We start from the raw sequence: 23,259 nt of genomic DNA on the forward strand, positions 1-23,259 counted from the left end.
ATTATTAATAATTCACTGTCAGCAGGTAAAAATGGCAAATACACAGCATAAATTAGATAAGGCGCGCCCACCTAGGGTACAAATCACATATGACGTGGAAATTGGTGATGCAACTAGTGCAAAAGAATTGCCGCTAGTTGTAGGTGTAATGGGTGATTTTACTCACTCAACAGATAATTTACGGGAACGTAAGTTTATCAATATTGACAAAGACAATTTCAGTGACGTCATGACATCAATGAGACCACAAGCTGAGTTTATGGTGGATAGTACCTTACCTGAACATACTGGAAAACTGGCTGTTTCTCTAACATTCAATACTATTGATGATTTCTCGCCCGATAATCTCATTAATCAAATTGAACCAATGCGTAAACTCATGGAACTCCGTGAACAATTGTGTGATTTACGTAACCGAGCCGCCAGTAACGAGCGACTTAAAGAAAAATTAGCAGAGCTGGCTGAGCAACAGAATACGCGCATGGGTAAAACGGATGGTCATGGAGAAGATGAAGAATGAACCATGAGATTGCACAGGAAAACATGAGCGACGCTACACTCAGCGACGATTTTCTGAATCAGGTCATCGATAATACCCAGGCGATTCGTCGTGAATCAGATCGCGAACGTATGAAGTTACAATTGAATAACTTTTTAGCTGAAGTGCTTTCCGGTTCTGTAATCATTTCGAGTGATCTAGTTGGCAGCATTGAACAGCGCATAACTGCCATTGATGAATTATTGTCTGCACAGATGAGTTTAATTATTCATTCACCTGAATTTCAAAAGAAAGAATCTTCATGGAGAGGATTGCATAAACTGGTGCAGTCGAGTGTAACTGAGAACACACAAGTCAGGTTATTGCAATGCACAAAACAAGATCTTATTAAAGACTTTAAATCCGCCAGCGATTTCGATCAGTCCACATTATTTAAGTGTGTATATGAAAGCGAGTACGGCACATTCGGTGGCACACCTTTTTCTGCTTTTGTTGGGGATTTCCAGTTTGATAATACCCCGCAGGATATCAACCTGCTGGAACAAATCTCCCATGTTGCAGCTGCTGCTCATGCCCCCTTCCTGAGTGCAATCGCTCCAGGAATGCTTTCTATGAACGAGTTCTCTGAACTGCCTCGTCCCCGCGATCTTGCAAAAATGTTCGAAACCACAGATTATGCGCGTTGGCGCTCTTTCCGCCAGAACGATGATAGCCGTTATATTGGACTAACCCTGCCTAATGTACTTGCTCGTATTCCTTACGGCGCTAAGACGATTCCCGCCGAAACATTTAATTTTGAAGAGCGAATCCAAGAAGATGGAGGAAGTCGTGATTATTTATGGATGAACGCTGCTTGGGAACTTGCTGGCCGTATTGTTGAATCATTTGAAGAGTTTGGTTGGTGTGCCTCTATCCGTGGTGTAGAAGGTGGTGGGCTGGTTAAATCGCTTCCGTCATATACCTATGTTTCTGATAGTGGTGAACGGATCATGCAATGCCCAACACAGATCGCTATTTCCGACAGGCGCGAAAAAGAGCTTTCAGAGTTAGGATTTATTCCATTAGTACATTGCAAAGGTACCGATTATGCTGCTTTTTTTGCGGTTCAATCAATTAATAAACCTCGCTTATATAATTCTGATGAGGCAAATGCAAATGCTCGCCTGTCAAGCCAACTACCCTATCTTCTTGCTACTTCTCGTTTTGCACATTATCTCAAGTCTATTGTCCGTGACAAAGTTGGTTGCTTCATGTCACGAGCTGAGTGTGAGATATATCTGCAAAAATGGATTATGCAATATGTAGTTGCATCCGATAATGCAGGTCCAGAAACCAAAGCCCGGTACCCTCTTCGTGAAGCCAAGATTGAAGTTGTAGAAGTGCCTGGTTTCCCGGGTACGTATCGTGCAATTGCCTGGCTGAAACCTCATTTTCAGTTGGAAGGTTTAAGTATGTCTCTGCGACTGGTCGCAGATTTACCATCCGCAACTGGTGCGTAATCTTAAGTTAATAAAGGAATAAGAATGGCTAAGTTAAAAGATTGTCAGTTTATTGAAATTAAAATTGATGGAAATACCGTGGCAGGTTCCTCTGAAGAGGAGACCTATAAAAATTGGTTAGAAGGTTATGCTCCATCAGCGCTGGCGACAGTATCTGGTCCGGATAGTGTTCTTTTTGAACCAATGAACATTTCTATCCTAATGTCAAAAGAATCTAATAAACTTTATGAAAAATATCTAAATCGCGGATATAAAGATGTTGTCATTACAATAGTACATCGAGCTTCTGATAAATTAAATCAAGGCTATGAAGCGCAGCGTACCGTTTATGACAATTGTAGATTCCACTCTCTGCGTTTTGAAAAAAGAGAACAAATGTTTATGGACGTTTTATTCACCTTTGAAGAATCGGTTGAGGTTACATTTAACGTACCTAACACTAAAGACGATGGCTTGGATAAGGTTGGTCCAATCAAGTACAACATTCCGGCGAAAAAAATCGTCTGATGTAATATCCCGATCACCCAAGGTGGTCGGGATTCAGGACTGTTCTTATGACTTCTTCATTATTATCAAAACTCAGAGATGACCACCCTTTACATGCAGAGGATGATTTTCTCTGGGAAAAGCTTTCCCATGCAGACTTTCTTAGCGAATTGAAAATGCTGCTAACGTCCCGAATTCGTCAACCGGAAATTGAAAGCATTCCGCAGATAAACTCATCCATTTTAAATTATGGCATAGACGAATCCTTCAGTAAAATTAATGAAGTTGATTCTCGTTTACCCACAATGGAAATTAGGTTGAGCATGGCTATAGCCCGCTTCGAACCACGACTGACTCACCTGACATTGCAAAGCTTTACAGACGACTTACAGGCAATGACTTTTATTATAAACGCGAATTATATGCACAAAAGAATTACTCTAGAGTTACGCTGGGACGATTGCACTGGAAGGTTTTATTTTAATGAATAAACTACTAGCCTATTATCAGAAAGAGCTTAATTTCCTCAAACAGCATGGGAAAATATTTGCCAGCCGTTTTCCTAAAATCGCACGTCGTTTAGGGATTTTGGCTTAAAACCTGAACACTTTCGACAGCTACTCGCGCAAGAATTAAAATATGACGTCGGCTTTGTAGAAATACATGCAGAAAATTACCTTGTGGCAGGCGGGCCAATGCATTCTGCACTACATGCTATAAGGGAACGATATCCACTCTCAATCCATGGTGTAGGGATGTCCATCGGTGGTGAACAAACGCTGAATCAACATCATCTCAAAATGGTTGCCGATTTGGTTAAACGTTATCAGCCGCATGCTTTCTCTGAGCATCTCGCTTGGTCAACACATGAGGGATATTTTCTTAACGATCTGCTTCCACTGCCATACAACATGACAACGTTGTCGCGGGTTTGTGAACATATAGATCAAGTACAGGATGTTTTGTGTCGGCCTTTACTTCTTGAAAATCCTGCAACTTATCTTGAATTTAATACTTCAACGTTGAGTGAAACCTCATTTATCACTGAAGTAATTCATAGAACGGGTTGTGGTTTATTGCTTGATGTAAACAATCTCTATATTAGTGCAGTGAATCACAACCGCTGCCCGAGACGCATGCTACGTGAATTACCATTAAACAGTGTCGGTGAAATTCATCTTGCAGGGTACGCCGAAAATATTGATGCTGCAGGTGATCGACTATTAATTGACTCGCACGATACAGAAGTGAGCGCTCCAGTATGGTCGTTATATGAAGAAGCACTGGTCCATACAGGTGCCGTCGCCACATTGATCGAATGGGACAGCAATATTCCTCCACTGGAGAGACTGCTTATGGAAGCTGATCGTGCTGAGCAAAAAATGTTGATGGGAGGTAACCGTGCTTCAATCCTTTTATGATGCGCTAATTAACCCCAGGATGTCATGCCCCGTTGGAATAATGGTCTGGAACGGAAGCGATCCATTGGCACGTTTCGCAGTATATCGTAATAATGTCATGGCCTCGTTGATTGATGCGCTTGTGGATAATTATCCAATATTACAGGCTCAGGTTGGAAAGGACTTTTTTCGCGCAATGGCGGCAGAATTTATTCGCCAGTCCCCCCCCTCATCACCAATTTTGGCATATTACGGGGGTAATCTTTCGTCCTGGATTGCGACTTTCCCTCCTCTGGCTGAATGGCCCTGGTTGGCTGATTTGGCCACGCTTGAATTCGCGTTCATTAGCTCATTACATGCAGTTGATTTACAGGCTAACAAAGAAATAAATAGTGACGCATTTGATCCACAAACCACAGGTTTGATACTGAACACGTCACTGAATATCGTCCGTTCGTCTTATGCTGTTTATAAAATTTGGATTGCACATAAAAAGAATATCTCCCTGACTGACATTGACCCCTGCCAAGCGGAAAGCGTAATGCTCTTTCGTCATGATAACGATGTAGTAGTCATTCCGATCAGTAGCGGGCAGGCACAATTTGTTAATGCCCTGCTTTCTGGAGCAACACTTATGGCTTCAGTTAAAGCTGGCCAACAATACGAAACTGAATTTGATCCAGAAAAAGCCCTGACCGAGCTTCACCGGTTTGGACTGATAGTCAACTTACGCGAGAACATACTTTGAAAATTATTATCAATAAAATGAATTATGTACAGACCTTAGTGAAAAGTACCGTAATAGGATTGCTGGCACGTGCAGGGCTAGCAGCCACATTCTTCCTCTCTGGTCAGAGTAAGGTGGAAGGGCTTCAAATTGATATCCTTGGTGGCTCACATATTGAGCTGGGTTTTCCGCATGTCACAACAAATGCTATCGATCTTTTTCGGGATGAATATCGCCTTCCATTATTGTCCCCAGAACTAGCCGCAACTCTATCAGCATCAGCTGAACACCTTTTCCCTATACTACTGATTTTAGGACTGGCTACTCGTTTCTCAGCTCTGGCATTAATGATAATGACGCTTGTTATTCAGCTTTTGGTTTATCCTGATGCGTGGCCTGTTCATGCGATCTGGTTAGCAGCACAATTGCATTTAATGAGTTATGGGGCAGGCCAGTTGTCATTGGATCACTTAATTTTCCGCCGTCGCTGATTCTTATAATTCGGCTTCCTCAGCATTTATGTTGGCAAAAAGGTGGGAAAGCCGAAGCAGATCATGAAGTTGATGCTGAAAGTTCCGGCAACCATGGCAGAAAAGGAGATGTAAATTCAGAATACAAGCTGTTTTACTAAGAGCCTACCTTCTTGTTGCTGTGATAATAAACATGTCGCATGATAACAATTAAGCATGCTCCCCTCTGGTATTAAACCATCGCTGGGCAAGACATTCTCTCAGCCTCATTCTTGCCCGCCATAACATGACATTGAGATTATTTACCGTCACCGCCATCATCGAACAGATTTCATGAGTTTCAAGACCGATGAATTCACGCATTATAAATGCCCGAGCATGATGTTCTGGTATTTGTGTTAAACATATTTCAAATATCAACCAGAATTGCTCCTGTTCCATTGCTCGATCAGGTCTTGGCCAACAAGTAGGATAATCATCTGCTGGCCAGTGCCCCTTACTATTGAAAAGCGATTCGAAGTCCTCTTCCTCAGTCGGACTGACAAAAATATTCTGGCTGCTATAACGTTGTCGTAGCGTATCAGCGATTTTATGACGTAGGATAGCGAAGACCCAGCTTTTCCATGCTGCTTTTCCGTTAAAAGTAGCATCATTTTTCATTGCACCTTCCAGAGCCTCCTGAACGGCATCTTCCGCCTGATGATGATCATCTAACTGCGACCGAGCGAATTGTAACATCTGTGCGTGCAATTCCATAAAAAAGTGTGGATCTTCTAGGGAGATCGTAAAGTCTGTCATTACAGGATATTCCATATAAACCATGTGATAAGTAATCAAGTGTAAAATTTAAAATATATGAAGCAAACCGAATAAAACTTAACTTATAATAATTAATTAAAGGTTATTTGCAGCAGCCCCACTCAAGAATTAGAAACCAGAAACATATCTTTATATGATTAGAAATAAATTCATCGTAAATACTTGCCACCCCAGGTATTTGAAGGTTCAAATGTTTCTAATGAGTTCTTTAATTATGGAGAAATACTACGACAATAAAATGTTTGCGCATGATCGCCGCCGCCTTCAGCCCCTTGAACTGAAATTATCGAAGAAATTACATTCATTTCTCCGACTGCGAAATACAATCCAGCCATGCCAGAAGAATTAATTTTTACCATGAAACATCTTTTCAACGCATAAACCCCCTTATGGCTGATTGAAAGAAGTTTCCCTATTTTACTTACACTAAACCCCTGAGATGCATAGTTTATAAGCTGAATCTCTCTTGGAGTTATCCTTGTTTTGTTTGGCGAAGTGATCCCCTTCATCAAACACTGACCTTTAACTATGGACAACAGAGTTGTTATAATAATGCGATAAATATTATCATGGGTATCGTTTCTGGAGACAACAGAATAATCAAAGGTTAGGTTACGTAAATTCGGCACCATTTCAAGAATATTTTTATTTTTTAAAATAAAAATAAAATGACAAAACTTTTTCTTTTTTAGAGTGTTAAAATTATCAATACATGATACATCCACAATGCAAATTTCACCTTTACAAGGCATACGCTTTAACAACGCTGAAGGTATTTTCTTTATCAAATGGCTAATGCCATTAATGAAATAAAAATCTTTTGAAAGTATAGAAATCATAATCCACCAAATATTAATGGTTGTTTTAAAATTATCTTACTAATCGGAATTTATTTTTTTGTCGTCCATTCTATAAATCGTAGTGCGTAACAGTCGCAACTATTATTCACTACAAAATAGCAAGCATTGACGAAAAAAAGTTAAACTATATTTTCTCTCAACGTTCCGTGAGAGCTTCTTTGAATGTCTTGGTAACGGGTTTTGTTAGGTAAGTTAAAACCGTGCGTTTTCCCGTGCGGATATCAATTTGCCCCGTCATTCCTGGCTGTAATACCATATTCCTAACATGCGTTTCATTTGACGCGACCTTGACTCGCACCCGATAAAAAACCTCTTCACCACGCACGTTTTTTTCTGTTAAAGCATCAGGGCTGACAAAGTCGACTTCACCTTGTAACATGCCGTAAATACTATAATCATAAGCATCAAGCTTGATTGTAGCCGGTGCTCCTACATGAACAAACGCAACATCAGCCGATCGTAGCTTCGCTTCAAAACTTAGTACGCCATCATTAGGAACCAATTCCATGATGACATCACCTCGGTTTACATTTGCACCAGACGTAAGAATATTAATATTTCTTACAACACCGTTAACCGGAGCCAGGATTTCAGTGTTACGCATTACTTCAGTGCGGTCAGCCAGATCTTGTTCTCTTGAGGATAATTCTTCTTCCGTCTTTGTCATTTCTGCCTGGGCATCCTGGAAGTATTTATTTCGTAAATTAACGATTTGCCCCCTCAATTCAACAGTATGCGCTTCCAAACGTAACACTTCCCCTCTACCAATGTCACCGCTGGAAAGTAACGGTCTCACCACAGCCAACTCTTGCTGGGCAATACGTAAACTAGCCTCAAGCGCCGCTATCCCTTCATGGAGAGTTCGCTGACGAACCAAAAAAAGTTGCTTTTGGTTAAGAATAAATTCTGGATAGGCATCGAATATTTGCGAAAACACCAGGGGTTCATCAAACATCTCTGCATGCAAACGAATGATTGCAACCTTCAATGCAGCAACTTTAGATTTAGCTTCTTCTAAGCCCGCATTTGCACGCGCATTTTGCATACTGACGAGTAATTGACCTTTAGATACCGTTTGTCCTTCATGCACATGGACTTTATCAATTTGGCCAGGATCAGCTGCCTGTATTGTCTGAAGGCCATCAGCAGCTATTAACCTGCCGCTTGCTCTAACAATTTCATCAATTTTTGTCAAGTGTGCCCAATAAAATAAGGCTATAAGCAAAAGTGTGGACAAAAGAATAAAACTTTTTGCACTCCAAAAAAATGTTTCTTTCATCAGTTTAATCAAACCTTATATAACAATTAAGAAATATAACAACATTACCTATCGTGGCTGAATAGATAATACAAGAGAAGTTATTAACCAAAAAAACACTGCTCAATCCAAATAATTAACATCGCTAAAAACTTTTTCAGAAATACGAACGGAATCTGTTCTCTCATAATGAGATGCGGATCTTTTTATTCTGCATGATTAGCACGAAACCATAGAATAATCATTGAGTGTATGCGTATGTTCTATTTGATAGATTTTCTCTTTAAGCATATTTTTGATATCGTAATTGATTGTATACATATTTCATTCGTTTCTTAAATTCTGCGCTGACTTCCGTTTTGAGCGGATAGTGAGGCTTCCGTGGTTTCTGTTTTGACCGTCGTTAACTGACGAGTATTACCCTTAAGATGATTCAGCACTAAATCCCGTGGGCCATCAAGTGATATACCATCCGGCGTCATGACGATAATTCTGTTCACCAGACCTAATAAAGCTGGTTTATGTGTAACGATAACAACAGTATGCTTATCCTGCATCGCAGAGCCTAATGCAGTAAGACAACGCTCTTCTGTAGCAGCATCCATGGATGCAGTAGGTTCATCAAGTAACCATAGTGCTGGTTCTGCCAGTAGCAACCGTGTCAGTGAGACAAGTTGGCGCTGCCCCCCGGATAGACCCGCGCCACCTTCAGCAATGGGTAAGTCAAACCCTTTAGGGTGACGTCCTATCAAGTCAAGCAAACCCGTTTCTCTGGAGACCTGTAGTAATTTTTCGTCACTACAACCAGGTGTCCCCAGGAGCAAATTGTCACGCAATGTGCCCGAGAATAAAGAAATCTGCTGTGGTAAATAACCCAAGTCATCACATAATCTTTGCCGACTGATCTGTTGCAGTTCTAAACCATCCAGCAAGACCTGTCCTTCCTGGGGCTTATAGAGCCCAGAAAGAACCCTCAAAAGGGTACTCTTTCCTGCGCCTACTGTACCCAAAATTGCTATTTTTTCTCCCGCTGCTATATCAAGATTGGGAATAGTCAACGATTTTATTTCGGGGGTGTAACCAAAAGATACATTTCTCAGGTTATAACGGCCACTTATTGAATCAGGTATCATGGGCGACAAAACATCATGATTATCGCTATGCAAGCCAAATACGGCGTTGAGATTCTTAAGTGCAGCCTTAGAATGTCCACTCTGGACGAGTAATCCTGGTAACATTCCAATAGGTGCAAGCACACGTCCAGATAAAATAGAGCAAGCAACTAATGCACCAGTGGTGAGATTCGCCTCACCTGCAACGTATGCACCACAAGCAATCAATCCGATGTACGAAGCTTGCTGAATTGCCCCTCCCAAATATGAAGCCATTTCACTCAGTTTTCGGACTTTACCATCATGTTCGATTGCATTCTGTGAGACAGCATTCCACCGGGCTTGGAACTGCCAGCTCGCACTGTTCGCCTTAATGAGTTCGGCCCCTTCAACAGCCTCGATTAACATACCGTGTTTACGGTTGCCCAATCCAATGCCAGAATGAGCGGCCGTTTCAATTCGTCGACGGAAAAGCAGCCCACTAACAAGGGATAACAGAAGAAATATGACAACCACACCAGCCAGCTGAGCGCCACCGATAAAAAAAATGCCGACTAAAAAAAGCAACGCAAAGGGTGCATCTGCAATCAAATAGAGCGTCAATGTAGACACAAAACCACGTATGGTTTCATAGCCCCGCAACTGGCTCGCTAAAGAGCCCACATTTGGTGGGAATTGATCCATGCGAATACGAAGCAGTCGGGCAAAAAGTCCATGGGAAAGTTTTTCATCGATTCCATTCAGGGATGCATTTACGATCGTGGACCGAGCAAGTTTCAGTAATAAATCGAGACAAATGGCAAATGCCGCTGCCGTGGTCAGTACAATCAGTGTAGAAACACCATTCGTTGGTATGACACGGTCGTAGACCTGCATAGAATAAAGAGATACAGCTAAAGCTAATAAATTTCCAAGAATAGTTGCAAGGGTTGCAAAAGCCAGCCAGTGTTTTTTTTCAAAAAAAACAGCGCGAAGAAGTGACCCTGCGGTGCGGTCCTGTTTTGATAATACATGGGCTCGTACCGGAATGAAAATGGCTCCTTCAACAAAACGTTTTACCGTTTGACGACCTTCCACACTATCAACCAACCAGCCATCTTCCTTAGTACCACCATAGACTAAACAGGCCCCCTTACCTGGTATCAAAGCAAGCATGGGTAATACTTCTTCCCTCGGCTGCTCACACCATGGTTGCATTTGTAATCCATACTCAGTAAACACAAAATTTATCCAAGCCTGACACTCAGGCATACTTGCATCTTCTTGCAAACGTTTTGCGAAGGTAAGCGCATTTGCACGAGATAACGATTTTGCGCCTTTGATACGTGATAACTGCTCCAGTAACCACAAAGAATGTGATGAGGAATTATTAGTCATTGGTGCTTCCTAAAAATTTGATTTCTTTTGCATCTTCCGTGCCCTTGTTACCTCGGGCCAAAAGAAGTAGCTGGTATCCAGAAATTAGAAGTGAGGCGCGCATATCTGCTATCGTGTATCGTGCTTCACTTACATCTTGTGCGGCATTCATCACTTCTTGCCACTGACGACGGCCAGCATTGAACTGGCGTAAATAGGAATCCCTAATGGATATCAATGTCTGAAGACTATCTAACTGAAGCGACAAACGCTGGCGGGTACCCTCGTACTGAGCATAAGTGCTGCCTAACTGCTCTTTAACCTGCCTCGCTGCATTTTCCTCAGACTCTCTAGCCGCCAAAGCCCGACTGGAAGCTGCATTAGTAGCAGAAAGAGAAGATAGACCAGCTCCTGGCGACCATCTAACCCCAAGACCGATACTATGGTCATTTTCTGAGCCATGCCTCCAGCTTTCTTGCATCTGCACGTAAATCTGAGGTTTCAATGCTTCATGACTCGCTGACACTTCAGATTTAAGCGCTTTTGTTTCAGCTCTTAGTCGTTTTAGGGTGGGATTACGGGCTAATGCTTCTTCCAGGAGCTGTTCTTGTCCTGGCAAAACAGGCGCAAGTGTTTTATCGTCGTAAAGACCTTGCTCCTGTAATGTTTCGCCCGTCATTTGCATAAGCTGTTCAAGTGCGGCCTGCGCTGCAGAATGGCTCGCTGCTTCAATTCCCTGTGAAGAAAGACGTCGAGAAACAACTAATGCGCGCTCAACCGGAGCGGAAGCACCTGAACTTACTCGCCGGTCAATTTGATTAAGTAATGTACCTAAATAGACTAAATCACTTCTTGCAACCCCTTCTCTATCTGCAGCATTTAACCATGCACCATAAGCATTCAGCACGTTAAGTGCCACGCCATCCTGCGCTTCATATACTGCAAATTTGGCTCCACGGGCACGTGACTCAGCGGCTTGATAAAGGGGTTTCTGTGTACCAGAAATAAACCATAGCGGTTGCTGTAAAGTAGCAACACCACCTCTCGAACTGCCTGAGTCGGTCGAATCTAAACTTATAGATGGTGTTGGCAAAAAATTTTGCCAGGCCGCATCTTCTTCAGAATGCGCAGCACCATATAGATTCTCACTAGATTTAACAGAAGGATGCGTTTCAACAGAAATAGCAATAAGTTGTTGTAGTGTTAATGCATGTACACTAAAAACCGGGAATACACTTATACCGATCACCATTAAAAAAACCAAATAAGCCCTTAGATTCGCTCTAAAGGTAAATAATTCAGGATTACACAACACGTTCTCACTCCTAGCAATACATATAACATGACATAGCGGACATTCTAAACTAACGCAGATAATTAATGCGTGAAGATATTATTTAGAAATACAGATTGCAAGGATGATAGCCGACAGTAACTTATGCGTATACAGGACCAGTCCCATAATAGATCTCTTATCTCAATGTAATCTGTTTAAAGAGTATGCAATAGTAATAATTTGTTATGGGTTTTATGAGGAACAACATAGCGAAAAGACGTGAGTATATGTAGTTCAGCTCGTTATAATGCACTTTACAAGCGCACCCGAACAGAGCTTTTCTCTATAGAGTAACGTTTTAAATGGCGAATTCCATCGTATTAATAATCCCTTTGGTTTATTTTAGCATTGACATCTTGTTAGCATGTTTATGCTAATTACGCTGATGATAAAATCCCGGTGACATGGGTGGTGATGATGTTATCTGGTGGGCTTTCTACAAAATTTAGCTTAACAGCTCCCAGAAGATATTTCGCTTTGCAGGCATCTTTTTAGGAGTTTTACAATATCATCAGACATTAAGTTTTTATCCACAGTGATTTAACCGCTTAATGATATTTTATATATGCATCTAACTGGTGCACTGTAATCCTTCTATCATTTTCCACTTTGAGCTCTGTGTTTTCCTCAAAATAATGCTAAATCAAACATAAATTCATATGGATATATATTTGTAAAAGTATGCATCGTACTATGATAGTATATCCTGTTTCGATATAGTATTTTTATCCGTAAAAATAAATTAACGCTTTCAGGCTTGCAAATAATGCATACTTCATAAATATACATGTGCATAATAATATAATAATAGTGTATAAAATCTAGAGTTATAATGCGCGCAAAATCAAATCGAGAACAACCGCGTTGGAACGTGAAAACATCTGTGATCTGAGCTGGAGCTCGATAACCTTAGTGGATCTTATGTACAAGAACATAACCATGTCTGAACCCAAGATAAAGATATCATCCAATATTTCAGCCTAGCACCGTAATTTTCTTGTAACCAAACCCGCACAGGTCTGAAGTAACTTTACAAAAATTATTGTAAAATACTTATTTCAGTCTAAAGCACCACAATTCAGAGTCGCTCGTGTCTTTAACTCATCTTGTTTTTCAAGAATAAACGACCGCATTTTTGATTGGAATCGATACTTTATACCAAATGATACAATTATAATAAAATATAAATCTATTTATTTTTCAGGACTGGGATTTGAAGACCTCAGAGAAGGCTGACATGAGAACGTTAACTTCAGCCTTTTAAGACTAATCTTGTCAAACATAGGGAAAATCATCCATAATAGTTCAGAGAAAGAACAGTTCAGAAGTTGAGACAATCATGTATAGCGGACACCACGGAATTAATGTTGCCATTGCAGACGATCACCCGGCGCTGCTAATTGGGATCAAACATGAGCTTGCTGCAAATCGCATGCTGAATATCATTGGTGCTGCATCAGATTCAACACAATTGATCTCGATTCTTGATGAACATGAATGTGATGTAATTGTAACGGATTATGCTATGCCGGGAGGTAAATATGGTGATGGCACTTCCCTCCTGACTTTTATTAAACGGCGCTATCCCAATATAAAGATCGTTGTTTTTACAATGCTAGATAATCCGGCAATTATCAGTGATTTACTCCGAAACGATATTAATTGTATTTTAAGCAAATCAGATCCGGTGCAACACATAGCCTATGCTATTCGTGCTGCATATTCCGAAAAAAAATATTTTTCCCCTGCAACTGATGAAATTGTAAAACGTTTAAATGTTAATCCGGATAAAATAGACTACTTGTATGGCCTGTCAAAACGTGAAATCGAAGTGATTAGAATGTATGTAGCGGGGTATACTATTAATCAAATTGCAGAAAAATTAAGCAGAAGCAAACAAACTATTAGCGCACAAAAACAAAATGCAATGAAGAAACTGGGTGCGATAAACGAACCTGATTTGATTAAAGTTGCAATTGAAATTGGTTTGCTATGAACCTATCCTCTTTATATCCCGAAAAAATTAACCGTCTAGAAAATAACTTCGTACCGGATAATAAAAAGGTCAACAAATGAACAGAATCAAAATAGGAATAAAGTTATTTATATTGACGACCTTTTTATCTTCCGTAACAATGATTCTGGGTCTACAGGGTCTCAATGGCATGGCCAATACGAAGGACAGGCTCAAGACTGTTTATGATAATCGAACTGTTGCTTTGATACAACTTAGTGGAGTCGTGAATGATACAATGTATTTGTTACGACTTATTGACAAATTAAAAGATGAGCAGTCACCAGAAGAGATAACACGAATCATTAAAAACTCTTATAAGATTGCTTCTGAACGTGAAAAAAAATGGAAAGCATATCGTAATACCTTTCTGACTAATAAAGAAACAATTTTGGCAAGGCAGGCTGAAGCCCACATTAATGATTTGGCATTAGCGCGTAATACTGTTATAGCCGCCTATCGAGATCAGGGCCATGAAGCAGGAAGAGCTGCCGCCAGCCGAACTAATTTAGATAGGAAATTTAATACATTTCATTATGATCTAAGTCAACTGATTAAACTACAAGTTGAAGTGACAAATAATAATTATGAAGAAGCGCTGAAAGAATATACACATATACACTCTATAACTCTTTACAGTATGCTCATCGCTATCATACTTGGAGCACTATTCTCTTTCTTGCTTGCTCGTTCAATCACCCGTCCAATCCATAATGCAGTTGATATAGCTAACAGTATTGCTGATAATTTGCCTGATAGCGACTCATCGAAAAAATTTGCTGATGATGAAGTCAGCCAATTACTTCATGCACTGGCACGATTAAAATCAAATATTGCCATGATGTCACAAAAAATTAAGAGTCAATTAATACAACTTAAGGCCATGACAAACTCACTGCCGCTGGTAGTATTTCAGATGTCTTTAAACAGAAAAAAGACATTATCATATAATTTTATCAGCGAGCAAGCTTCTATAGTACTTGGTGTAGCCTCCGAAGAATTACTTGAAAATGCAAATGCGTTGATGCGAAACTTGCACCCGGAAGATATCTTAAGCGTGAAAATTGCTTCCATTAAATTTGCAAAAAAAGTTTTCACTGAAGGAGGTCATTTATCTGTCCATATGATTTTCAGAATGATTATTGATACCCACACACGCTGGATATTAGCTACGGTTATCACTGATTCAAATGTATCTAATGATTCTGTTATTTTAAATGGATTTTATCAGGATATTACTGAGCAATATAATTCAAAAAAATTATTGCAGGACGTCATCGATGAAAACCCTGCTATCGTTATTATAAAAGATTTGCAAGGGAAATACGTCCTTAATAATCGTTCCTTTGAACAGTTATTTAATTTTGCTGAAGGCTCTGTTATTGGTAAAACTGATTATGAAATCTTTGATTGCACTCTGGCTTCACAATTAAGATCAGTTGACCTGGATGTTCTTTCAAAGGTATCTACAAGGCAATTTGAAGAAGAAATTCCCACACCGGATGGTGTTCATAGTTTTTTAACAAATAAATTCCCGCTACTTGATGACAATGGAAATCCTTACGCAATATGTATTATTGCAAGTGATATTACGCAGCGTCGTACCATAGAAAAGTTACTTAAGGAAAGTGAAGCGTATAATAAAGTTCTCTTTCAGGAGTCCCATACCCCCATAGTAGTAATTACACCAGAAACGGGTCAGATAGTTGATTGTAATCCTGCAGCTGTAAACATATACGGTTATACTCTTAGAGATGAGCTGCTTGGTAAAACAACCTTAGATGTTTCAGCTCCCTTTCAGTATGCCGAAGTTGATACCTGGACAGCCGCAATGAACGAACAGGCTATTGCGCTGAAAAAAGGTAATAATATTTTCGAATGGCAGCTCAGGCGTCCAAATGGAGAATTCTGGGATGCATCTGTTCACCTGACCACCATCATTCATAACGGAGAGCCATTACTTCTCGGCACGGTAACGGACATTACCATACGAAAGCAAGCTGAACTGGCGATCCTGCAAGCAAAAGCAGCGGCTGAAAATGCGACAAAGTTAAAATCGAACTTTCTCGCAACTATGAGCCATGAAATTCGCACACCATTGAACGCAATTCTTGGCAACCTCGAGTTGCTGGAATACTCCTCTCTTACGCTGTTACAGCGTGACAGATTACATACTGTTACGACATCTTCACGCTCACTATTAAATATTATTAACGATATTCTGGATCTGTCAAAAGTTGAATCCGATCAGTTAATACTGGAAAATACAGCGTTTGATATCATTCATATGTTTGAAGAAATTGCTCAAATGTTCGTTCCACTTGCCAGTAAAAAAGAAATAACACTCAACCTAATCATCTCTGCAGAGATTGAGCAATATTACTGTGGTGACCCCACACGCATCCGACAAATAGTTAACAATCTTGTCAGTAATGCAATCAAATTCACAGAATCCGGCACTGTCTCACTGTCCCTTGAGCTAGAAAATGACGCTTTATCTGGGTCCATGATCTTCATTCGTATATGTGACACAGGTATTGGTATTCATGAATCTATCCAACAGGATCTTTTCCAGGCGTTTATGCAGGCTGACTCTTCAATTACACGGCGCTTCGGTGGCTCCGGCCTTGGTCTGACATTATGTAAACGGCTCACAGAGCTAATGCAGGGCGAGATAACATTAGAAAGTAAACCCGGTGTTGGAAGTATTTTTTCAGTAAAACTACCTGTGCAGCCAGTCACCTCTCCTCGTCTGGTACCACTATTTTCTCCTGAAATGAATATTACAATCATCAGTAAGCACTCCGACTGGCCCAGGGCCGTTACCCCTCACCTTGTCAAATGGGGGTTGCAAGTCAACATAAAAGAGTCTACGGAAGAAGTAACATACTCACAGTCACAAATACTGATTATTAACGAACTTTCTCATGAGGAATTACTTGTATATGAGCGCGCAGCGCTAAATTCACGGATTATTAACGTCAGCATACATGGTCCGTCTATGCCCATTATGGATGAGCAGCTGATCTCTGTATCCTGCTTTTCACTAGCTGGTTTGCGGTCAGCTATTATGCTTGCTATGGGTTTGGAAAGCGCAGAAACTTCCGTTCCTCCAGTTGCCTATGAGCGACTTGACTCTGTTAAAAGAGCACATATATTAGTGGCAGAAGATCATGAAGCGAATCGTATACTAATCCGTGAACAGCTTAAGCTCCTCGGCCACGACGCAGATTTTGCAGAAAATGGTCTGATCGCGCTTACGATGTTTAAAAACAAACGTTACGATATCATCCTGACTGATTTATCAATGCCGCTTCTCGATGGTTATGGTTTATCAGAACAGCTTCGTAACCAACAGGAATGGATACCTATCATTGCAATTACTGCCAGTACTACAAAAGATGACCTCCAGCGATGTTTAGCTGCTGGATTTGATGACATTATTCTCAAACCGATTTCGCTTTCTGAACTGGATTTAGCACTACGTAAACATCTCAGGCATAACCTAAGCTCGGGCAGTGAGAAGTCTGTCACGGTAGTTACTTCCCAGGGTCAATGCCTTTCTCATGAATTATATGAGGCGATGAAAACGGCCACGACTCTCTCCCTCTCTGCGATTGAACATGCCCTGGTACGTGGTGATATGGATGAAGTGGCCGCACAGCTACATTCAATGAGGGGAGCGTTTATGATGATTCAGGAACCGATTGTTGCAGCGAAATGTATCGATCTCAATAGCATGACAAAAGCTAACAAACCTGTTGAATTACAGCAGGCTTTCAACGATTTCAAATTTTTTGTAAACGATGTATTACACCGATTAACACCGGGCAATTAAAAATGTTCCTTGGCAATGGCCCTGCGACTCTTTTACCGGACGTGTAGCAATTCAGCTAGCAAGACTTCCGTTAAGAAACAGACAGTTAATCTTATATGTAGGAATTATTATGAATTTATTACATCTTTAATTGCAATTATTACCCTTAATAATATTTCTTTCATTTTCTAAAGTCTTTTACCCGGTTTGCTTACCAAGCCTTGCGCCGTCGCTCATCTTCAATTGCATTTTTACATTGACCTGCCCCCAGGATTAGATACAACGTTCTCTTCGTAATGTCAGATCCTTCACTATCAGAATTACCCTTTCTCCAGGCCGCCGAAAATTCAGACCGCGTCTGATAATTCAGCGCGGAGTGCGGGCGGCACTCATTATAATACTGACGTCATTAACTGATGGTTTTTCTTGTATGACTGACATCACTGAACCAGTGTTCATTCAGGCATTCATCGCGAAAACCTTCGTTAAAACTCTCAATAAATCCGTTCTGTGTCAGCTTGCAGGGCTTGAAAAGTCGCAGTTCAACGCCATGCTCAAAGGCCCATTGATCAAGGGCGCGGCAGGTATATTCCGGGCACTGATCAGTTCTTATCGTCGCCGGATAGCCGCGAAACAGCGCAGTGCTGTCCAGAATACGCGTGACCTGCACGCCTAAATCCCAAAGGCAACAGTGTCCGACAGGCATTCCTTCGTGAAGTCGTCCACGCAGCTAAGGCATTTGATCCTGCGACCGGTGTCCAATGCGTCCATGACGATATCCATCGACTAGGTCAGATTGGACGCCGCCGGACGGAGCTGCGCCAGACGTTCTGTTGCCAGCCCTTTACGACGTCTTCTGCGTTTTACGCCCAGGCGACTGAAGTGATAAAGCCGGTACACGCTCAAGGCGAAGCAACTGCCAGATGCTACGGTAGCTAAAACGCATGGCGCTAAGTGACGCGCTCTGATAAATGCGCATCTGCAGACGGACGCTGAGCCTCATAGCGGCAGAGTCTGCAGGCTCAACGTTGCGACAGACCGGTCTCATCATACATCAACACCACGGCTTACCGCTTCTGATCTGTCGTCAGTACTTTCGCCCAAGCGCCACTTATAGCGCCTTCTTATCCAGCATGGCTCCCGCAAGCAGCTTCCTGAGTCTGGCGTTCTCTTCCTCAAGCGACTTCAGGCGCTTAACCTCAGGCACCTCCATACCGCCATACCTCTTACGTCAGGTGTAAAACGTGGCGTCGGAAATGGCATGCTTGCAGCAGAGTTCACTGGCAGAAACCCCGGCTTCAGCCTCGCGGAGAATACTGATGATCTGTTGGTCGGAAAAAGCTTCTTCATGGGGATATCCTCATATGGCTTATGAAGACATTACTAACATCGGGGTGTACTCATCAACGGGGAGCAGGTTAAGAGTAATTTAGTTGAAATTAAAAAATCCGGAAATGAAATTCATTTCCGGATTCTTAATAATTGCTTATGCAGATTGCAGTATGGTGTCACTCCATTAATCACACAAGGAGTGACTATGTGTTTTTATATTCTATTTAGACAATTGCTCCTCCCGCCGCACGCTGGATTTGCAAATCAATCAGCACCTGCGCCTGCCCATCAGTACTGTTATAGACAGCGTAAACATGGTTATCATGAGTAATAGAAACTGCGCTACGACTCCAGTCACTTGCATCGCTAGAGACACCAAGCGTAACGGAATCGGATTTATCACCATCAATTAAAATCTGGTGACGTCCCCCGCTAGTCAGACCTGACCAGCCTTTCGCATCATTGAAGAGATCGGTTCCAGCTTTCAAAACATCGTTCAGTCCAAGTTTAAGAGAACTATTATTCCATGATGTTAAGCTACTTTTTCCTGAACTATCAGTAGTATAGATGTTCTGACTTAAATCAATATGATCAATTTGACCATGTGAAGGAGCCTGAGTTAAGTCAATTGTACGCATATTGCTGGGACCATGCTTCCAGCTATCAACAGCCAGAGTATGCAAACCATTAACGGCATGAGTATAAGCAGAAAGCTCTCCATTGGTTGTCCCCAAAACAGTAAAGTGTACAGTATCCTGAACATTGGATATTTCATTATTGTAGAATGACGACCCCCGTATCGTTAATACATGTTCACCAACTGACAGATTAGTTAAATTCACAGTCCAGACACCGTAGTGATCGGTATTACTAGTTGCTGCATAAGTTCCATCAATGAATGCAACCATAGTTACATCCGACTCTAAGTTCCACTTACCCCTCACCATAAAACTGGTACTGTCCGTATATCCGCCATCTTCAATGGTACCCGACCAGGCGCCGCTGTCTGTACCGAATGTACCTATGGTATCTATATGTATTGAGCTTTCAGTATCATTAAATAAGTTTACAACCTTGTTGAATCCCGATTGAGCCCCTTCCGCTCCGGTTACAGTATCTACGACCTTCACGGTGATTAAATGAGTACCATACTTACTGAGATCCACATTACAGGTCCAGCGCAGATTCTGATCAACGTTACCATAACCTACAAGCCTACCTGAGTCGTAAACTGCCAACCGTTCATTCCCTCCTAACTTATCTGACATCGTGCCATAGTAGGTCTGAATTCCTGCACTACATACAAAATATTTAGCGTAACTGCCGTCATATATGTTGTGAACTTGAACCTGTGGCCCATCAATCGTAGCCGTTTGGGTCGGTGCTGAACCGATAATCTGAACATCCCACTCTGATGATACTAATCCCCCTGTGCCTGCAATAGTTTCGATACGTGCACTTAGTGCATGCGAACCCAGGCCAAGATTCTGCGATTGAAATACCCAGTGAGTTAGATCGCTTAGTGAGGCTATCCCCAGACGCGATGAACCGTCATAAACAACGACCTGCTCGCCTGACAGAAGAGTATGACTCAGCGTGCCATTTACCAGTACCGACGTGCCGGAGGCTGTTGCACCGCTAACTAGATTACTTCCCGTTGACGAATCAACAAGCTCATTGATTGTTGTAGTGGTCGTAGGAGTAATGTCAATAACCTCATGGACAACGAAACTCCCAAGACGCAGGTGCTGTATATGTGTTTTACTGTCCTCCACAACCGCGACGAGCTGATGAACGCCAACACCCAGCGTGGGACTAAACTGCCAGGCGGCATCGGTTATATCAGCCACTCCCAGTCGAACATTACCATCGTAAATAGCCACAACTTCACCGGCCACCAGTGCTCCGGATAACGTTCCACCCAGTACAAGAGTATCATCATCTGTAAACACATCTTTCAATGGCTTTTGTATAAACCCGTTATCCGCTATAGCGCCTGCAATATTCCCCTGTATAAGTCCGGTATCATCCTGGATCGCATTAAAATTACCGTTAATTATATTAACTACCGTATCAGTGCTTACCCCCCTGGCTCCAGATAAAACATTTTCTACAACTACACTCAGGTTATGTACCCCATTTGTCCACGGTAGTGGTCGTGCTCGATCCCCGTCATTCGGCTTGCCGCCCATGAGTACGAATGTCCACGAAGTACCGGATACAACAGCACTGCCCATATAGGTGCTGCCGTCATAAATCGAGACACGTTCACCTTCAGTTAACACTTTGTTAAGCGTACCGCTTAGTTGTGGAATACCATCCATGCTGAATGGCGTCGTACCATCAGAAACAAAGCCGTCTGAACCCAGTACAGCGATCGTTGTCGTGGCAGAGGGGACGCCCACTACTGCGGTGAAATCCTGTCGAGAAACAGGGATATGATGAAGAGAATCCTCGATCTGGACATGCAGATTATGAGCTCCGTGCGCGAGCCCTGTCGTCACCTTAAAGGACCAGGTTAAATCAGCATTCAGAGTAGCCTGCCCGATACGGTTACTTCCATCATAAATCCCTAACACTTGCGAACCATTGACACTGGCTAACAGACTACCTGTGATGGTTGGTGTAGCTGACACATCGGTAACTCTGTCTACACTCACTCTGTTTTCATATACAACAAAGTCAGGTGTCACAGGTCCTGTGCCGGCTCCCTCCACGATAGCGTGGAATGTGTGGGTGCCCCCGGTCAGTTCAGGCGCTTTGAAGCTCCAGTTACCCCCCTCAACAGTAGCAAAGCCCAGCAAAACAGTCCCGTCGTATACGGCTACTTTCTGACCTGCTTTTAATACTGCATCAAGCGTTCCCAGAATCACCGGTTGAAGTACATCATTCCCCTCGCCACTGAGTGTGGCATTGCCCACTGAATTTATCACAGCGTGCTGCGTGGGGATCACGGTATCGATGTTCAGCACCAACTCAGTCTGTGTCGATCTATTACCGGTATCGGTATTCTCAATCACCACAGATAATGCATAGCTGCCATCTGTAAGCGTAGGCATCGTAAAGGACCAAATGTCGCCGACGTCAAGCGTTGCCGTACCTACATACAGCCCTTTATTATATACAGCAATGCGCTCCCCAGCAGCCAGTTCACCGGACAAATGACCAACCAGTTTCGGTGAAGTATCGCCTGTTGTCATCGTACTGCCTGTTAACACATTCCCCGTTAGTCCCGTATCTGAGATAACCTGAAGCAACTGGAGAGAACTGATATTCACGTCGTAAATCGAACTTGTCAGCCCGTTATCTCCATTACTGATACTTTCCACACGCGCAGTCAAACCATGCCTGCCATATGACATAATATCTGTAGTATAGGACCAACTAGTGCCCACCGTTACTGCTTGCCCCAGACGATTAACGCCATCGTAGATTGCCACGACCTGCCCTACCGTCAAGGACGTCGAGACAGTGCCTGTTAACGTCAGGATTTGGTCATCGGTCGACTGACTTTTGACAAGTTCCCCGGTCTGGTTACCCTCATTATCACTGATGGAAACAATGGTTGTCGTTTGGGTTGGAGCACCTAACGTACTGTCAACGTTTAGCGCAAAATTATTGGAGACCACGCGAACGGAACCCATCGAATCTTCAATTTTTGAGGTAAAGATATGCTTGCCGTCTGAAAGTGGCATAACAGGCGTGAAGGACCAACTGCTGCCTGTGACAACCGCCTCGCCCAATTTAACGCTTCCCTCATAGATACCGATTTTCTCTCCAGCGCCAAGCAGACCGGCGGCAATAGTACCACTCAGAGTAGGTGTAGCATCATCGGTAAAGCCGTTGTTGGCCACTGGCGCGCCCATATTATCGAGATGATGCCCCCCCGAAGCGATACTCAGAACGTTTTCAATAACGGTGAAAGCATGACTTAGCAATCCGACATCATTTGTCGCGACATTTTCAACACGGGCGCTAAGACGGTTCTCTGCCCACGGTACCAACGAACTGGCAAACGTCCAGACTGTACCCGTAACCGTGGCTGTACCCAGACGGGTAGTCCCGTTGTAAATCGCCACTACCTGGCTTGTCGTTAACGTTTCTGACACCGTGCCTGTCAGCGCCAGAGTCGTGTCGTCAGTTGACTGACCATCTACAAGCTGCCCCTGCTGACCACCGGCATTGTCGATAACGGAAACAATGGTTGTTGTCGGCATCACTGCAATATTATCCATCACGGTGAACGCAAAATCACCCGAAGCAATCTGCGCGGT

General features: G+C 42.4%; 14 protein-coding genes and 3 pseudogenes. 10 read left to right on the forward strand and 7 right to left on the reverse strand.

The window, feature by feature from the left end; genetic code table 11:
- Positions 1-31 precede the first annotated feature (31 nt).
- The 8 genes and pseudogenes from tssB (at position 32) to FCH32_RS21715 (ending at position 5,102) form a co-directional block, all read left to right on the forward strand.
- Complete coding sequence (tssB, locus tag FCH32_RS21685; protein WP_174361507.1) at positions 32-520, forward strand: type VI secretion system contractile sheath small subunit; 489 nt, start codon at positions 32-34, stop codon at positions 518-520.
- 23 nt (positions 521-543) lie between these two features.
- Positions 544-1,998: a type VI secretion system contractile sheath large subunit gene (tssC, locus tag FCH32_RS21690; RefSeq protein WP_420838406.1), complete on the forward strand. Its 1,455-nt coding sequence runs from the start codon at positions 544-546 to the stop codon at positions 1,996-1,998.
- A 24-nt stretch (positions 1,999-2,022) separates the two neighbouring features.
- Positions 2,023-2,505 carry a hypothetical protein gene (locus FCH32_RS21695; RefSeq protein ID WP_174361509.1) on the forward strand — a complete coding sequence of 161 codons (483 nt, stop codon included), beginning with the start codon at positions 2,023-2,025 and terminating at the stop codon, positions 2,503-2,505.
- Between the two features lie 47 nt (positions 2,506-2,552).
- Positions 2,553-2,975, forward strand: coding sequence for a hypothetical protein (locus tag FCH32_RS21700; RefSeq protein WP_174361510.1), 423 nt, complete (start codon positions 2,553-2,555; stop codon positions 2,973-2,975).
- Positions 2,968-3,069 (forward strand): annotated as a pseudogene (locus tag FCH32_RS23145) (type VI secretion system baseplate subunit TssF); the annotation flags it as partial. The gene FCH32_RS21700 and the pseudogene FCH32_RS23145, both read left to right, overlap by 8 nt.
- Before the next feature lie 65 nt (positions 3,070-3,134).
- Positions 3,135-3,905 (forward strand): annotated as a pseudogene (gene bufB / locus FCH32_RS21705) (MNIO family bufferin maturase); the annotation flags it as partial.
- A 40-nt stretch (positions 3,906-3,945) separates the two neighbouring features.
- On the forward strand, positions 3,946-4,632 hold the full coding sequence (locus FCH32_RS21710) for an HvfC/BufC N-terminal domain-containing protein (RefSeq protein WP_244958441.1): 687 nt from the start codon (positions 3,946-3,948) through the stop codon (positions 4,630-4,632).
- Positions 4,629-5,102, forward strand: coding sequence for a DoxX family protein (locus tag FCH32_RS21715; RefSeq protein WP_244958442.1), 474 nt, complete (start codon positions 4,629-4,631; stop codon positions 5,100-5,102). The genes FCH32_RS21710 and FCH32_RS21715 overlap by 4 nt, the downstream gene beginning before the upstream one ends.
- 189 nt (positions 5,103-5,291) lie before the next feature.
- On the opposite strand, the gene FCH32_RS21720 is transcribed toward FCH32_RS21715, so the two are convergent.
- The 5 genes from FCH32_RS21720 to FCH32_RS21740 all read right to left on the reverse strand — a co-directional run bounded on the left by FCH32_RS21720 (position 5,292) and on the right by FCH32_RS21740 (position 11,801).
- Positions 5,292-5,879, reverse strand: coding sequence for a sigma-70 family RNA polymerase sigma factor (locus FCH32_RS21720; protein WP_174361512.1), 588 nt, complete (start codon positions 5,877-5,879; stop codon positions 5,292-5,294).
- A gap of 233 nt (positions 5,880-6,112) precedes the next feature.
- Entirely contained in the window at positions 6,113-6,739 is a 627-nt protein-coding gene (locus tag FCH32_RS21725; RefSeq protein WP_174361513.1) for a helix-turn-helix transcriptional regulator, read from the reverse strand.
- Positions 6,740-6,896: 157 nt separating this feature from the next.
- Positions 6,897-8,039 (reverse strand): beta-barrel domain-containing protein, encoded by a 1,143-nt coding sequence (locus FCH32_RS21730; protein WP_174361514.1) that lies wholly within the window; start codon positions 8,037-8,039, stop codon positions 6,897-6,899.
- Positions 8,040-8,353: 314 nt separating this feature from the next.
- Positions 8,354-10,507, reverse strand: a complete 2,154-nt coding sequence (locus FCH32_RS21735) for an ATP-binding cassette domain-containing protein (protein ID WP_174361515.1) — start codon at positions 10,505-10,507, stop codon at positions 8,354-8,356.
- Positions 10,500-11,801 carry a TolC family protein gene (locus FCH32_RS21740; protein ID WP_174361516.1) on the reverse strand — a complete coding sequence of 434 codons (1,302 nt, stop codon included), beginning with the start codon at positions 11,799-11,801 and terminating at the stop codon, positions 10,500-10,502. The genes FCH32_RS21735 and FCH32_RS21740 overlap by 8 nt, the downstream gene beginning before the upstream one ends.
- A gap of 1,360 nt (positions 11,802-13,161) precedes the next feature.
- Between FCH32_RS21740 and FCH32_RS21745 the strand changes: the two genes are divergently transcribed.
- Together FCH32_RS21745 and FCH32_RS21750 are read left to right on the forward strand one after the other, a co-directional pair.
- Positions 13,162-13,818 (forward strand): response regulator, encoded by a 657-nt coding sequence (locus FCH32_RS21745; RefSeq protein ID WP_174361517.1) that lies wholly within the window; start codon positions 13,162-13,164, stop codon positions 13,816-13,818.
- A 76-nt stretch (positions 13,819-13,894) separates the two neighbouring features.
- Positions 13,895-17,674, forward strand: coding sequence for an ATP-binding protein (locus FCH32_RS21750; RefSeq protein WP_174361518.1), 3,780 nt, complete (start codon positions 13,895-13,897; stop codon positions 17,672-17,674).
- A gap of 190 nt (positions 17,675-17,864) precedes the next feature.
- On the opposite strand, the pseudogene FCH32_RS21755 reads toward FCH32_RS21750, so the two are convergent.
- Positions 17,865-19,001, reverse strand: a pseudogene (locus FCH32_RS21755) (IS3 family transposase); the annotation flags it as partial.
- Between the two features lie 208 nt (positions 19,002-19,209).
- Entirely contained in the window at positions 19,210-23,202 is a 3,993-nt protein-coding gene (locus FCH32_RS21760; RefSeq protein WP_217439105.1) for an Ig-like domain-containing protein, read from the reverse strand.
- Positions 23,203-23,259: the final 57 nt, after the last annotated feature.

Source organism: Citrobacter gillenii (genome assembly GCF_013337685.1).
Taxonomy (GTDB): Bacteria; Pseudomonadota; Gammaproteobacteria; order Enterobacterales; family Enterobacteriaceae; genus Citrobacter; species Citrobacter gillenii.

Excerpts from the sequence above, each read along its gene's own strand:
- tssB (WP_174361507.1), top strand. The coding sequence starts at position 32 with ATGGCAAATACACAGCATAAATTAGATAAGGCGCGCCCACCTAGGGTA.
- FCH32_RS21710 (WP_244958441.1), top strand. The coding sequence starts at position 3,946 with ATGGTCTGGAACGGAAGCGATCCATTGGCACGTTTCGCAGTATATCGT.
- FCH32_RS21760 (WP_217439105.1), bottom strand. The coding sequence starts at position 23,202 with ATGCCGACAACAACCATTGTTTCCGTTATCGACAATGCCGGTGGTCAG.
- FCH32_RS21745 (WP_174361517.1), top strand. The coding sequence starts at position 13,162 with ATGTATAGCGGACACCACGGAATTAATGTTGCCATTGCAGACGATCAC.
- tssC (WP_420838406.1), top strand. The coding sequence starts at position 544 with ATGAGCGACGCTACACTCAGCGACGATTTTCTGAATCAGGTCATCGAT.
- FCH32_RS21730 (WP_174361514.1), bottom strand. The coding sequence starts at position 8,039 with ATGAAAGAAACATTTTTTTGGAGTGCAAAAAGTTTTATTCTTTTGTCC.
- FCH32_RS21725 (WP_174361513.1), bottom strand. The coding sequence starts at position 6,739 with ATGATTTCTATACTTTCAAAAGATTTTTATTTCATTAATGGCATTAGC.
- FCH32_RS21750 (WP_174361518.1), top strand. The coding sequence starts at position 13,895 with ATGAACAGAATCAAAATAGGAATAAAGTTATTTATATTGACGACCTTT.
- FCH32_RS21720 (WP_174361512.1), bottom strand. The coding sequence starts at position 5,879 with ATGACAGACTTTACGATCTCCCTAGAAGATCCACACTTTTTTATGGAA.
- FCH32_RS21695 (WP_174361509.1), top strand. The coding sequence starts at position 2,023 with ATGGCTAAGTTAAAAGATTGTCAGTTTATTGAAATTAAAATTGATGGA.
- FCH32_RS21700 (WP_174361510.1), top strand. The coding sequence starts at position 2,553 with ATGACTTCTTCATTATTATCAAAACTCAGAGATGACCACCCTTTACAT.
- FCH32_RS21735 (WP_174361515.1), bottom strand. The coding sequence starts at position 10,507 with ATGACTAATAATTCCTCATCACATTCTTTGTGGTTACTGGAGCAGTTA.